The 12,941-nt window shown below is 45.9% G+C and carries 12 protein-coding genes; 8 read left to right on the forward strand and 4 right to left on the reverse strand.

The window, feature by feature from the left end:
- Positions 1 to 166: 166 nt before the first annotated feature.
- The 4 genes from pdxA to BS614_RS04505 all read right to left on the reverse strand — a co-directional run bounded on the left by pdxA (position 167) and on the right by BS614_RS04505 (position 5,391).
- Positions 167 to 1,168 carry a 4-hydroxythreonine-4-phosphate dehydrogenase PdxA gene (gene pdxA / locus BS614_RS04490; protein WP_074093058.1) on the reverse strand — a complete coding sequence of 334 codons (1,002 nt, stop codon included), beginning with the start codon at positions 1,166 to 1,168 and terminating at the stop codon, positions 167 to 169.
- Positions 1,165 to 2,460: a four-carbon acid sugar kinase family protein gene (locus tag BS614_RS04495; protein WP_074093059.1), complete on the reverse strand. Its 1,296-nt coding sequence runs from the start codon at positions 2,458 to 2,460 to the stop codon at positions 1,165 to 1,167. Before BS614_RS04495 ends, pdxA begins: the two co-directional genes overlap by 4 nt.
- A gap of 95 nt (positions 2,461 to 2,555) precedes the next feature.
- Complete coding sequence (locus tag BS614_RS04500; protein WP_074093060.1) at positions 2,556 to 3,542, reverse strand: 2-keto-3-deoxygluconate permease; 987 nt, start codon at positions 3,540 to 3,542, stop codon at positions 2,556 to 2,558.
- A gap of 166 nt (positions 3,543 to 3,708) precedes the next feature.
- Positions 3,709 to 5,391, reverse strand: a complete 1,683-nt coding sequence (locus BS614_RS04505; RefSeq protein WP_074093061.1) for a sigma-54-dependent transcriptional regulator — start codon at positions 5,389 to 5,391, stop codon at positions 3,709 to 3,711.
- 228 nt (positions 5,392 to 5,619) lie between these two features.
- Here BS614_RS04505 and BS614_RS04510 point away from each other — a divergent pair, with 228 nt between their 5' ends.
- From BS614_RS04510 to BS614_RS04545, 8 genes are all read left to right on the forward strand, one after another.
- Positions 5,620 to 5,838, forward strand: a complete 219-nt coding sequence (locus tag BS614_RS04510; RefSeq protein ID WP_074093062.1) for a hypothetical protein — start codon at positions 5,620 to 5,622, stop codon at positions 5,836 to 5,838.
- Positions 5,839 to 6,143: 305 nt separating this feature from the next.
- Positions 6,144 to 6,848, forward strand: coding sequence for a PspA/IM30 family protein (locus BS614_RS04515; protein WP_074093063.1), 705 nt, complete (start codon positions 6,144 to 6,146; stop codon positions 6,846 to 6,848).
- A gap of 36 nt (positions 6,849 to 6,884) precedes the next feature.
- Complete coding sequence (locus BS614_RS04520; protein WP_074093064.1) at positions 6,885 to 7,916, forward strand: TFIIB-type zinc ribbon-containing protein; 1,032 nt, start codon at positions 6,885 to 6,887, stop codon at positions 7,914 to 7,916.
- Positions 7,913 to 8,713, forward strand: coding sequence for a TPM domain-containing protein (locus BS614_RS04525; protein WP_074093065.1), 801 nt, complete (start codon positions 7,913 to 7,915; stop codon positions 8,711 to 8,713). The genes BS614_RS04520 and BS614_RS04525 overlap by 4 nt, the downstream gene beginning before the upstream one ends.
- A gap of 45 nt (positions 8,714 to 8,758) precedes the next feature.
- Positions 8,759 to 9,802, forward strand: coding sequence for an SPFH domain-containing protein (locus tag BS614_RS04530; protein WP_074093066.1), 1,044 nt, complete (start codon positions 8,759 to 8,761; stop codon positions 9,800 to 9,802).
- 248 nt (positions 9,803 to 10,050) lie between these two features.
- Positions 10,051 to 10,278, forward strand: a complete 228-nt coding sequence (locus BS614_RS04535; protein ID WP_074096683.1) for a DUF896 domain-containing protein — start codon at positions 10,051 to 10,053, stop codon at positions 10,276 to 10,278.
- Positions 10,279 to 10,409: 131 nt separating this feature from the next.
- Entirely contained in the window at positions 10,410 to 11,366 is a 957-nt protein-coding gene (locus BS614_RS04540; protein ID WP_074093067.1) for a ring-cleaving dioxygenase, read from the forward strand.
- 202 nt (positions 11,367 to 11,568) lie between these two features.
- On the forward strand, positions 11,569 to 12,657 hold the full coding sequence (locus BS614_RS04545) for a low temperature requirement protein A (protein WP_074093068.1): 1,089 nt from the start codon (positions 11,569 to 11,571) through the stop codon (positions 12,655 to 12,657).
- Positions 12,658 to 12,941 lie beyond the last annotated feature (284 nt).

Below are 12,941 nucleotides of genomic sequence, written 5' to 3' on the forward strand. Positions count from 1 at the left end.
TCGCGACAGCCAAGAATGTATAGAGGACAAATAAAAAAGGCAAACCCTCTAAGATACAAAGGGAATGCCTTTTTCTTTTTCCTTCTATATAAAGATACGTCTACCTGGAGATGGTCCTCCTGATCAGACTCACTCTCTCGCTCATTTCCCCGTATGACGGCTACTCTTAAACTTGATCTTTCGGCGCCAACTCAATAGCGGAGCGGATGGCAGCCAGCATGCTTTTATCATCGGCGATATTTTTGCCGGCGATATCGAAGGCTGTACCGTGGTCAACGGATGTACGGATGATACCGCCTTTCAGACCAACGGTGATGTTCACGCCTTCCTCGATGCCCATTACCTTGATCGGCGCATGGCCTTGGTCGTGGTAGCACGCAACAACGATGTCGAAGTCACCGCGACCAGCGCGGAAGAAGAGTGTGTCCGCCGGGAGTGGACCAACAACGTTAATGCCTTCCAGCTGTGCACGTTCGATACCGGGCTGAAGTTTCTCTTCTTCTTCTCCATTACCGAACAAGCCGTTCTCTCCGGCATGAGGATTGATTCCGCATACGGCAACGCGCGGATTCTCAAAGCCTGCTTTTTTCAACGTATCATGAGCAAGCTTCACGACGGTGTAGGTTCTTTCCGGGTTAATACTTGCAATGGCATCGATCAGACCCATGTGTGTTGTCAGGTGAATAACGCGCAGATTAGGCGTGGTCAGCATCATCGAGAAGTCCTGCGTATCCGTCAGGTCAGCCAGAATCTCGGTGTGCCCCGGATACAGGTGCCCCCCTTGATGCAGAGCTTCTTTGTTCAAAGGCGCGGTGCAGATAGAGTGAATCTGCTGTTTTTTGGCAAGATCAATGGCTTTGGCGAGAAACTGGAATGCTGCATCTCCCGCCACGGCAGATATTTTACCGTATTCCAGATCCGCAGGAACGAGGTTCAGATCAATCACATCCACAGTACCGAATTCATACTTGGCTTCAGAAGGCTCTTGAATCGCGTTAACGTTCAGACTTGAACCGATGACAGGCAACACACGCTCCAGAATCTTTGCATCACCGATAACGAGTGGATTGCACTGATCGTACATTTCTTGATGACCCAGTGCTTTCATAATAATCTCCGGTCCAATACCTGCTGCGTCGCCCATCGTAATTCCAATTGTAGGTTTCATACGAGAATACCCCCTTTTAATTTTTGAATCGCATGGATAAAGACATCCGGTTTACCGAATCCGCCTGCTTTGGTAATCACATGCAGATCATCAATCCCTATAAACTTGGAGATCGGCACGCCGATTTCAAGCTCATCCAGCAACTCGAAGCCGCTAATATTCCATTTCAGACAGATTTGTTTTGCTGTATCACCGCCGGTCATGGATACCCCTTTGAACACTCCTTCTTCCAGCAGTCTGGCACAGATCTCACCCATCGCAAGTACAATCTCGTTGCTGACTTCCGTGTGATTGAGACCGCGAATTTCGCCCGTTGCTCGTGCCAGTTCGATATCCACCTGTTCAGCGGTGGAGTAGAGGACAACATCTTGTCCTTCCAGCGCTTTGTCTCGAACCTCGTTATAGACACGTTCCATCTCTTCCGCGCGGTCTGCGGTTGCGGATACCGCTTTGAAGGAATGGAAGGAGACTGAAGCTACGCGGGACTTGCGCATCAAGCGATGCAGCTGCTCTCGGGAGTTTTTGTTCACGCTGCCAACCACCGTTAGGATTGGACCGGGATTCTCCGGGATATCAAGTGACGCAGCCCTGGATTCCAACTTGTAATGTGCGGGGAGGTAATTGGCAATGCCCGCCGAACCTGCCCAAGTAAACGTATACTCCAACTCGCGAGTCATCTGCAGAATCAGTTCCAGATGTCTTTCTTCGGTGGAGTCCACCATTACATACGGGATATTCTTTGTTTTCAACTGCTCTAGCTTAGTGCGAATATGATTCTGCCCGGCTTCCAGATCGGCGACGGTGATCTCGCCAACTTCGTACTTGGTCTGTTGTTTCAACAAGTCCGGAAGGTAGGAAATCGTTACAGGTGTCTTCGGATCATGGGCAATTTCAGTATCTGCCAGCGGAACGCCGTTCAGGTAATGGATTCCTTCCAATATCGTCCGGTTATTTTTTGGATAACCCGGGGCAATCATCATAAAGTCCGGCTTTACGACATCATATACAGCATCAATCTCGATGCCGATATTACCGCGCATGGTGGAGTCCATTTTTTTGAAAATCGTCTCAAATCCGTTGTTCGTCAGCAATTCAGCAGCCTGATATACACGGTCATACGCTTCCTGCGAGGATATGGAACGACTATCTGTATCAAAGACGACGGCATCGTAACGTGTAAGAGGGCCTTCATCTATATTAAAAAGAACACTGGTCTTCAAGCCGTGACGGGCAAGCTGCACCCCGCTGTCATTGGCACCGGTCAAATCATCTGCAATAATGGCTAATTTCATGCAGTCATCCCTCCTTGTAAGCACAATTTAATAAAAAGTCCGTTCAGATCATCCATTAAGCACAGATTAAGCAAATTAAATCAGGTGATACCCATTTATGTGGTTGGTCGTTGATTGTATTTCTCGACTCCACCTGATTTCTCCAGTCGTTTGGAGAGGAACCCGATGAAGATCGGCAACAGGATGGCTGTTGTTACAACGCTCGCTGCAATTTGCACCGTAGCAATCTCGGCAATTGGGCCAAATGAAGCATTAGCAGCCACGATGGCAGCAGGTGTACCTACGGCATTCCCGGCTGTTGAACCTTCGGAAGCACCCACGATGGGGTTCCAGCCGATGGCTTTAAAGAGCAGGAAACCGATTCCGCCCGTTAATAACACGGTTAACACACCCAGTAAAATTCCGCTAAGACCACCTTGAATGATGGAGGAGAAGCTAATGTTCATACCCAGAGCAAATGCAAAGAACGGAACAAGTTTGTCACTGCCTTTATGCAGCCATTCCGCCAGATTGCGGTCCAGATTACCAATAATGACACCAACGATGAGTGGAAGCAATACCGCAACAAAGGCCATAGGGGAAAACATACCGTTTGCAAAACCCATCGCACCAAAGATGGAGAGCGCTACCATGGTTAGGAATGGACCATCGCTGAGCGCGAGGAATGGATAGGCTGCTTTGTCATCTTCTTTACCGTATTGACCAGCGAGTGCGATGTAAAGACCACCGTTAGAGTTGGTCATCGCAGCGATAATGGCAAGTGGGGCCAGACCCAGGAATAACCCGCTTGAGTCGGCAAACAAAATGGCAACGAGACCAAGTGCTGCACCGATTGCCCACTTGACGACAAGCAAGGTAACACCCTTACCGACGGACGAACCAGCTGTTTTGAATGTAATCTGTGTACCGGCAATTAACAGGAACAGTGCAATCAATGTACTGGAACTGTTAACGAAGAGAGCTTCCGTGAATCCGCCAATGCGCAAGGCATTTGGGAAGAATGTATTAATGGTTGCACCGAGTAACAGAGGAACGACCATCATACCGCCAGGGATGCGATCTAAAGTTGCTTTAATGTTCATAGTAGTAGCTCCTTATGAAGTAATCGTTTTTATGAAGCGCTTGCAGGGATTATGTTATCCCATATCGTTTAATATAGCAACAATAAATTATTGTAAATTTTAAATAAACAATAAACTGTTTAAAAATGCAACACATAAAGGCGATAAAAAAGACGCAAACTTAAAGTTAATCTTTAAGTTTACGCCATAATGTGGCCCTGTTAATCCCCAGACGCTCTGCGGCCTTCGATTGATTATTATTTTCCTCCTGGAGTACGAACTGAATAACTTCCTTTTCGATGTCCTTCAGAGTTCCACTCAACTTCATTTGGCTTGAAACAGGTTGCTGATCCAGCAAGCGAGACAAGGTAGCCGTTGTAATTACATAGTCCTGTTCATTGAGTGCAGCCTGCTTGATCAGATGCTTCAACTGGTTGACGTTCATATGTGTGATCTGATCCCGGATCAGCTGTAGTGCATCTTCTTTTATTCTCACCGCAGTAGTTCCGTATTTCTGGTAGTAACCCGTTAGGAAATGCTGCATCAGTGGAGCCAGATCCTCTGGTCTATCCGCAAGATTTGGCATCATGATCGTATTAAGCTTCAGGTCGAGAGACCACTGTGGGTTCAAGGTCTGTTCCCCGAGTATAAACACGCCAATCCGGCTTTGAAGGCAGCTCTGGATAAAAGAGAGCAACTCGGGATCTTCGATACGTGCTTCCATACGGTTAATCTCTACATTCCGAACCTTGGCTAGTGGTATCTTGTGCAAATGACCGGGCGGAACTTGCGTGAGATCGATCTGTAATAGCAGCCCACCACCGGAGTGCATCTGATGAATGTGTTTGACCAGAAAAGATTTACCGGAATCCGCTTCACCCAGCAGATAGATCGGTTCATGATGCTCGTATAGTGCCCGAATGTTCTTCAATACCGCCTGCATGGCAGGGGATTCAGCAACAATGGGCTCCATCGATGCGTCCGTGAACGTTGTTATGCCGAATTGTGCAAAGGCATAGGGTTGTCCTTTTTCCAGCATATATACCTTGTAGTTCTTGTTATCCAGGGTCGTTTCATAGGCGTTAACCGTGAGTTGGTAATCGTCCACCATGAACACATTTTGGATCTGGGATTGATGAAATTCCAGACTGGTATTGGTCAGATACATGTGATTATCGGTCAGCGGATTTTTCTCAAAATCGGTCAGGTTCTCGAATACAACTTCATTCCGTTCATTTAAAATAAGTAAATTGGGATGTTCCCGTGTAACGAGGTCATTCAGTATGATAGATATCGCATGATTTTTGCTCAAATAACGATAGACCAGCTGCGCATCCTCCATCGCTCTAAGGATGGATTCCTGTCCGGATTGGATCAACAATCCCTCCAGACCATAGGTCTTCGCGGTGTTGACGGTGATCACATCTCCGACAATCTGTCGGTACCCGGAAGCTTTCAACTCCAAGAGTAATCGTGCCACATCTTCCGAGCTATGTATGGTATAGACCTTGAGGGGCAGATCCATCAGATCAATAATCGATTGTGCACCAGAGGTGATGTTGGAGAAGCCAACAATGGCTGTTTGGCCGTTAAACTGGCTTGCCAGTGTAAGTGAACGAATCATATCATAGCCCGATAACTGCACATCAATGACGGGAATGGTCACTGCTTTTTTAATGAGTTGGGCGGTTCCGCCGCGGCTGATGATAATCTCTGCACCATTTTTCTCAGCTTGAGTTGCTAATTCCACACCGTTTGCCAAGTCGCCCACGTCCGTCTGAATGGTTAACTGGGGAAAACGAGGAATGCACTCTTGTATAATAGGAATCATCGATTCGTAGGGAGCAATAAAGTGAACTCGTGTACGCATAATTTTCCTGCCTTTATAGAAAACTTTGATCCCCTTATTATAGCCAACTTACGAAGGAATGGCACCTATGGGGGAACCAGCCCTGTTGTGTCTGCAAAATGCTTGTGTGATATGCCTTCATAGCTCTCCCGAATGGAATGTGATGAAGTACACTGAATCGAATCGTTATCTATCTCAAATTAATGCATAATTGCACACGATAAGTATAGAGAAATGAGGAGATTTCATATGGGAGACATTCATAAAGTAGCTGAGCCGGATCACATCATTAAGGATGTTGTCGGGAAGTTCCCGTGTAGGGTGCTGTGGAGTGAAGGCCGTCCATGTCTGGAGTATCAGAGGGAAGAGGATGTGGCGTTAATAACCGAATACGTCCATAAAACGTATAACGTTGAATTATTGGATGTGTTTTTCACAGAGGTGGAGAGCCTTCCGGTGGAGCCATAGTTAGGTAGGGATTTGTGGGATAGGAACAAAGGACTAAAGCCCATAATACCGATCCAAATCCGATCGCAGATGAAAGTATGCAATTCATTAATGAACTGTGATTGAGGAAGAATGATACTGATAATTATGAGTGATTTTTTTGATTATAAGGCGACACTATAAAGTGCTCGTCTTTTCTTATATTACGTTTTATAGTACGGATTTGGATCGTAGTAACTCCACTTCCAATCGTGAAATGTGAAACGTATGTGGGCGTATTCATGTATTATAGTATACATATGAACTTTTCGGAGGAGGAACAAGTAATGGGAATCTTATCGAGGTTTAGAGACGTGATGAAGGCCAATGTGAACCACATGTTGTCTCGGGCGGAAGACCCGGAGAAAAGTGTGAATGAGTATATGCGCAACCTGAGTAGTGATCTGGGTCAGGTGAAGGCTGAAACGGCAGCGGTGCTGTCGGATGAGAGCCGGGCGAAGCGAGCATTGGATGAGTGCAGCACCGAGGTCAAGAAGTTACAGCGGTATGCGGAAAAATCGGCGGAGTCGGGAGACGAAGATAAGGCACGCGGTTTTCTGGAGAAGAAAGTGAAGCTAGCTGACAAATTGAACGAATTACAGGCTGCCTATGAACGTGCTTCTGCCAAAGCGAAGATGATGAAACATATGAATGATAAACTCGTTGCAGATCTGGGGAAATTGGAGGCGCGGCATGCAGAACTGAAAGGTCGCATGGCAGATGCAAAGGCGCAGCAACAGGCCAACCAACGGAATGCATCTGCGGGCAGAGCTGATGCTGCATTGAAGGCCATGGAAGACAAGGCGAACCAGGCGCTGAATGAAGCAGAGGCTTTGGCAGAACTTCGTGCTGGGGCACAGGAAGATGATTTGGACGAATTAATTGCCCAGTTGGAGAGGGACATGAACGCAGATGCGGGTAATAATGAGAGTGCGTCGCCAAGTGCAGAGGAAGAACTCGCAGCGATTCAGGAAAAGCTGAAGAATAAGTAATACGTTACACCATTTCGTTAACATTGAGGTGAGCAGATGCCGGTTATTGAATATAAATGTCCAAACTGCGGCAGTGGCATGATCTTTGACAGTGTGTCAGGTGCATTATCCTGTCCCAGCTGCGGCCGCCAGGACAACATAGAGCAGATCCCCGATCCCTTGAAAAGACAAGTATTCACCGAAAACGAGGTCAAAGAATACCACTGTAACAGCTGCGGAGCTGACATTGTGACAGAACCGGAGACCAGTGCGACGACATGTAGTTTCTGCGGTGCAGCGGTTGTACTCAGTGATCGGCTGACGGGCAATCTGGCCCCTGCGATGGTGATTCCTTTTTCGATCAACAAGGATCAAGCCAAGCAGGCTTTCAAAAAGTGGTGCAAAAACGGCCTTTTAACGCCAAGTGGCTTCATGTCCGCCGATCGGATTCAGAGCATTACTGGCATGTACGTGCCGTTCTGGTTGTACGAGTTACATAACAAAATCGAAGTGCATGGTCGTGGCACCAAGGTCAGATCCTACACCCAGGGCGACTACCATTACACGGAAACACAGCACTTCGATATATACCGCCGGATTCGGCTGAATTACGTGAACCTGCCCATCGATGCATCGGAGAAAATGAAAGATGAACTGATGGATAAGCTGGAGCCTTTCCCATATAATCAGCTGAAATTGTTCAAGACCCCGTATCTGGCGGGGTACATTGCGGAAAAATATAGTTATACGGACGAGGAACTTTTTCCACGGGCCAAGGATAAAACGAGATCGTACATTGATTCTTATATTGCCTCAACTGTATCCGGATATACCAGCGTGAGCTACACGGACAAACAGATTAATACTACGCTCAAAAATGCGGACTATGTGCTGCTCCCAGTGTGGATGGTCAACTATGACTACAATCGGGCACAGTATACCTTTGCCATGAATGGTCAGACAGGTAAAGTGGTCGGTAAACCACCGATCAGCAAAGCCAAAGTGGCCGGATGGTTCGCAGGAGTCTCTGCGGTCTCGTTGTTGTCACTGAAGCTGGTTTCCTGGATGATGGGAGGTGGATTCTTATGAGGAAAAGAACCCCTCTGGCCGTGATGGCTACGCTCATTTTACTTATGATAACCCTTGTCGCTCCGTTGTTTCCCATGTCATCGGCATCCGCAGCGGAGAGCAAAAATCTCATCTACGATGAGGCCAACTTGCTGAGTGAGCAGGAGATAAGTGAACTGAATCTACTTGCGAATCAGTATGGCGCGGAACGGCAGACGGACTTTGTTATTTTGACAACAAATAATGTTGAGAATCAGGATGTTATACTCTTAACTGAAGATTTTTATGATAAGCAGGAGCTAGGGTACGACAAAAAACTTGGCAATGCTGTCATATTAACGATGGATATGAATAATCGCGAAGTGTATCTGGCTGGATTTTATAAGGCAAAAGAATATTTGAGTGATCAGCGACTAGATTCTATCCGTAACCGGATTACCTCTGAATTGTCCAGTGGGGATTATAAACTCGCATTTGAGAAATATATTGAGCTCTCTTACAAATATATGGGGTATGAACCCGGTGTGAATCCAAACAACATTTTGTTCAACGGCTGGTTTCAATTGGGAGTATCTGTAGTTCTTGGCAGTATTGTTGTTGGTATTATGACCTATCGTTCCGGAGGACGTGTCACGGTCAATCGTGCGACTTATGAGGATTCAAGCAATTCCAGTGTAATTGATCGTCAGGATCGTTACATCCGTACAACCGTAACCAAGCGCAAAATCGAGAAGAACAATAACAACGGTGGAGGAGGCGGCGGTGGAGGTACCTCCCGAGGCGGTCATTCACACAGTGGAAGTAGAGGTTCGTTTTAGTAACGAGTCTGCGAAGTATGTTAAATAGAAGGGATGGGAACGAGTATGGGATTTTTCAGAAATCAATTTTCGAATGTGGTGGAATGGGAAGAGTTCAGAGATGACATGATATTTTGGAAGTGGAGCAACCGGGAGATCAAGAAGGGGAGTAAACTCATCATCCGCTCCGGTCAGGACGCCATTTTCCTGAATAACGGTAAAGTGGAAGGGATTTTCGAGGACGAAGGATCGTTTAATATTGATTCCGAGATCATTCCGTTCCTTTCTACCTTAAAAGGGTTCAAATTCGGATTCAACAGCGGCATGCGGGTCGAAGTATTGTTTGTAAATACCAAAGAGTTCACCGTGCGCTGGGGCACGCAAAGCCCGGTATTGATTCCGACTCCACAACTCCCGGGCGGGATGCCGATTCGGGCCAACGGAACATTTAATTTCAGAGTAAGTGACTATGTGACCCTGATTGATAAGATTGCAGGCATCAAACAGAGTTATCTGGTCGAGGATGTCAAGATCCGAATCACTTCAGTGCTGGATCAGCTTCTAATGAAGTGGATTAGCCGTGAAGGGAAGGATATGTTCAACCTGCAGGCCAATGCATCGGATATTGCCAAGGGGATTCAGGAAGATCTGGATATGCAGATGATGGACATCGGAATTGGGATTACCGGTTTCCAGGTGATGAGCTTCAATTATCCAAAAGAGATTCAGGATATGATTACAAAGACCGCTTCGCATGAGATGATTGGTAATCTGCAAAAGTATCAGCAGGTCAGCATGACAGACGGCATCTCATCCGGTAAAGTACAGGGCGGCGGCGCAGCTTCGGATATGGCGGGTATGATGATGGGTATGAATATGGCCAATGAAATGATGAAAAACATGAACCAGAACCAAGGCCAGAATCAGAACAACAATGCGGGTTCGTCTCAGAATCAGAATGCTGACCAGAAGCCAGCGGGCAATAGCAACGGTGATTCAGGTAACTCTCCATCTACAGAAGGCAACAAGAAGCCAAACTTCTGCCCGAACTGTGGAGCCAAAAATGAAGGAGCCAACTTCTGTCCGAACTGTGGTCAAAAACTGGGCTAATAAAATAAATACATGTAGGGCTAGGTTCGTAGTAAGTGAAATTACTGCGGAGCTAGCCCTTTTTTGTTTGGAGTCATACTTAAAGCAACATGGAGTAGAGCAGAGGAACGGGTGCAGTCATTTAATTTTTATAAAAGAGTTGACAACCGATCATAAATCAATTATCTTTAACTTAAGATATTTAATTTAAATATAAATAACAGCCAAGAACAAATATCTTTAATCCATTATGAGGAGAGATCAAGATGATGATCCCAACATTGACCAGAATAAATGAACTTTCTAGAAAAGCCAAAGAGGGCGGATTGACGGAGATGGAGAAAGAGGAACAGGTTCGTCTTCGCCAGGAATATCTGCAAACTTTTCGTGGTTCGGTCAACGACATTCTGCTGAATGCAACCATCTATGATCCAAACGGCGATGACGTGACTCCTGATAAATTGAAACAAGAACAGGCCAATCAAAATAAAAACTAGCATATAATTCGCTAGATCATATATCTTAATTTTAAGATAATACAAATTTACTATAAATAAATTAACTAACTCAAATACTCTAACATCTACTCAATTCAAAACATGCTTACCAAACCAAGGAGGAATTAATCATGACTATGCAAACAGCAGGTATTCACCATATTACAGCTTTCGCAGGAGATCCACAGGCCAACGTTGATTTTTATGCCGGAGTTCTGGGACTTCGTCTCGTGAAAAAAACAATCAACTTCGATGCACCTGATGTGTATCATCTGTACTTTGGAGACGAACACGGAAGCCCGGGTACCATCATTACCTTCTTCCCATCCGCTGGATCACCACGGGGCAAAATTGGCGGAGGTCAGGTCGGTATCACTTCCTATGTCATTCCTCCTGGGTCGATTGGCTTCTGGCAGAATCGGCTGGAACAGTATAACATTGAGGTAACCAAAACAAGTCGTTTCAATGAAGAGCTGCTTCAATTCGAAGATAGCGAAGGCCTGCGGCTTGAGCTTGTTGAACGGGAAGAAGGAGCAACCAGCACTTGGACACACGAAGGGATTCCAACAGATAAAGCGATCAAAGGCTTCGGTGGTGCTGTCCTGTTCAGTGTTAATCCGCAAAGAACGATGGATGCTCTTGAGAAAATCATGGGATTTGTCAGAGTGAGTGAAAATGAAGAGTATGCCCGTTTCCGGTCCAGCGGGGATATCGGTAATGTCGTAGATGTTCCAGTGACCCGTATGGCTCTGGGTATGGGCGGCGCAGGAACCGTGCACCATATTGCATGGCGCGCCAAAGACGATGAAGAGCATGCACAGTGGAGTGAAGCTGTACGTGATTACGGGTACCAACCGACTCCAGTGCGGGATCGTCAGTACTTTAACGCAATCTATTTCAGAGAAGCTGGTGGCATTCTGTTTGAAATTGCTACAGATCCTCCGGGCTTTGCCAAAGATGAACCTGCTGATTCGCTTGGACAAAAATTGATGCTGCCTGAGTGGTTTGAGAAATACCGCCCTCAAATTGAGGACAATCTGCAACCAATTGTGGTAAGAACGCTTGCACCTGCTACAGCTGCGAATTAATAAGAGTTCTATTAGAAAAAACCTGAAAACGAAGCGTTCGCCTAAAAGCTTTCTGAAAGAAAGCTACATCGGAAGCATATGCTATCCCCGGATTTTCCCTTAGGAAAAGGGAATCAAAAAAATCTGGGGATAACAGCGATTGGAGGGTTATTCTGTCATCGGAGTGTAGGTGTAAATGAAAAACCTAAAGGAGCAACGAAGGATGATGGAGAAAAAGGTTACCTGGCTGGAGCTGTTTTACGATCTGCTCTTTGTAGCAGCGGTCTCCAAAGCGGGTCATGTCTTGTTACATGCCGAACACGGAGTAATTACGTTTGAATATTTAATGAAGTTTGTGCTTATTTTTATCCCTGTTTGGTGGGCATGGGTCGGTCAGACCTTATTTATTAACCGCTATGGTCAAGATATCCTGATCCATCGAATATTCCTCATCCTTCAGCTCCTGTCCGTGATGGTCATGACGGCGAGTCTCTCTACCCATTTTGACCAATACTACTTGTCTTTCTTCGTGGGTTATATCGGTTCACGGGCTTTTACGGCGATTCAGTATCTGACGGTTCACAAGTCGAAAAGTGAGCATCAACAGCAAGCCGCTCGTTACTTGGGCATCTGTTTCCTCATTGGTATATTGATCTCATCGGGCTCACTATTCTTCGATTCCTGGTTGCGCTACTTGATTTTGTATGTGGGGATTGCCGTTGATATTTTGCTTCCGCTGATCGGACGCAAAAACTTGGTGAAAGTGCCCGTTCAGACCCATCACTTGTTGGAGCGTTTCGCGTTATTTACACTCATCCTGCTGGGTGAATCGGTGGTGAGCATTATCGCTGTGTTGCAAGCCGATCATTGGGATATGAAATCGATTTTGTTTGCCGCCTTTACGTCCATCTTTGTCATTGCGATGTGGTGGCAGTACTTCGACAACGTGGAGAAAAAGGTCAGCAAAGAGATCCAGACTGCCGGGCAAGCGATCATATACGGTCATCTGTTCATCTACATCTCCATGAGTATGATCGCTGCTTCAATTCAGCTGTTATATCAGAATCAGTTAAACTATGTGTTCATGCTAGGGTTTGTATTTGGATCAACGCTGTTGTATTTCTTGTCGACTTCCCTTGTGTTCCACCGCTACAGACACGCACATCTGCGGCTGGGCCCGCGTCATCTGGCGGTCATGGTAGGGTTGCTGGTGGCATTTGTCCTTGTGGATCTGGTCTACCAGGTACCGGGTTATGTCATCATGGGCGAAGAAATGTTATTCTTCCTGGTGTATGCGAAACTTACAACTTGATATGCGTATCTCAAATGAAGAACAGTCACGGACAACAGATGTCCGTGGCTTTTTATTATGCCGATAATCCTGGACATGTTTTAATTAAATAAATAAAGCACAAATCTAATTTAATTTCTTCTATAGAATCTGTTAATATGAGACTAGGTACAAGTGAATCTACCAGATCATAGAATATCTTTTTATAAAATGAGTGTACGTTTTGTTATATAAATTGAACTAAACATTTACACGAAACGGAGAGGACAGAAAAAACCTGAAGAAGCGAAAGCGTTCGCCTAAAA

Origin of the sequence: Paenibacillus xylanexedens, assembly GCF_001908275.1 — a bacterium.
GTDB classification, from domain to species: Bacteria; Bacillota; Bacilli; order Paenibacillales; family Paenibacillaceae; genus Paenibacillus; species Paenibacillus xylanexedens_A.

Excerpts from the sequence above, each read along its gene's own strand:
- pdxA (WP_074093058.1), bottom strand. The coding sequence starts at position 1,168 with ATGAAACCTACAATTGGAATTACGATGGGCGACGCAGCAGGTATTGGA.
- BS614_RS04495 (WP_074093059.1), bottom strand. The coding sequence starts at position 2,460 with ATGAAATTAGCCATTATTGCAGATGATTTGACCGGTGCCAATGACAGC.
- BS614_RS04500 (WP_074093060.1), bottom strand. The coding sequence starts at position 3,542 with ATGAACATTAAAGCAACTTTAGATCGCATCCCTGGCGGTATGATGGTC.
- BS614_RS04505 (WP_074093061.1), bottom strand. The coding sequence starts at position 5,391 with ATGCGTACACGAGTTCACTTTATTGCTCCCTACGAATCGATGATTCCT.
- BS614_RS04510 (WP_074093062.1), top strand. The coding sequence starts at position 5,620 with ATGGGAGACATTCATAAAGTAGCTGAGCCGGATCACATCATTAAGGAT.
- BS614_RS04515 (WP_074093063.1), top strand. The coding sequence starts at position 6,144 with ATGGGAATCTTATCGAGGTTTAGAGACGTGATGAAGGCCAATGTGAAC.
- BS614_RS04520 (WP_074093064.1), top strand. The coding sequence starts at position 6,885 with ATGCCGGTTATTGAATATAAATGTCCAAACTGCGGCAGTGGCATGATC.
- BS614_RS04525 (WP_074093065.1), top strand. The coding sequence starts at position 7,913 with ATGAGGAAAAGAACCCCTCTGGCCGTGATGGCTACGCTCATTTTACTT.
- BS614_RS04530 (WP_074093066.1), top strand. The coding sequence starts at position 8,759 with ATGGGATTTTTCAGAAATCAATTTTCGAATGTGGTGGAATGGGAAGAG.
- BS614_RS04535 (WP_074096683.1), top strand. The coding sequence starts at position 10,051 with ATGATCCCAACATTGACCAGAATAAATGAACTTTCTAGAAAAGCCAAA.
- BS614_RS04540 (WP_074093067.1), top strand. The coding sequence starts at position 10,410 with ATGACTATGCAAACAGCAGGTATTCACCATATTACAGCTTTCGCAGGA.
- BS614_RS04545 (WP_074093068.1), top strand. The coding sequence starts at position 11,569 with ATGATGGAGAAAAAGGTTACCTGGCTGGAGCTGTTTTACGATCTGCTC.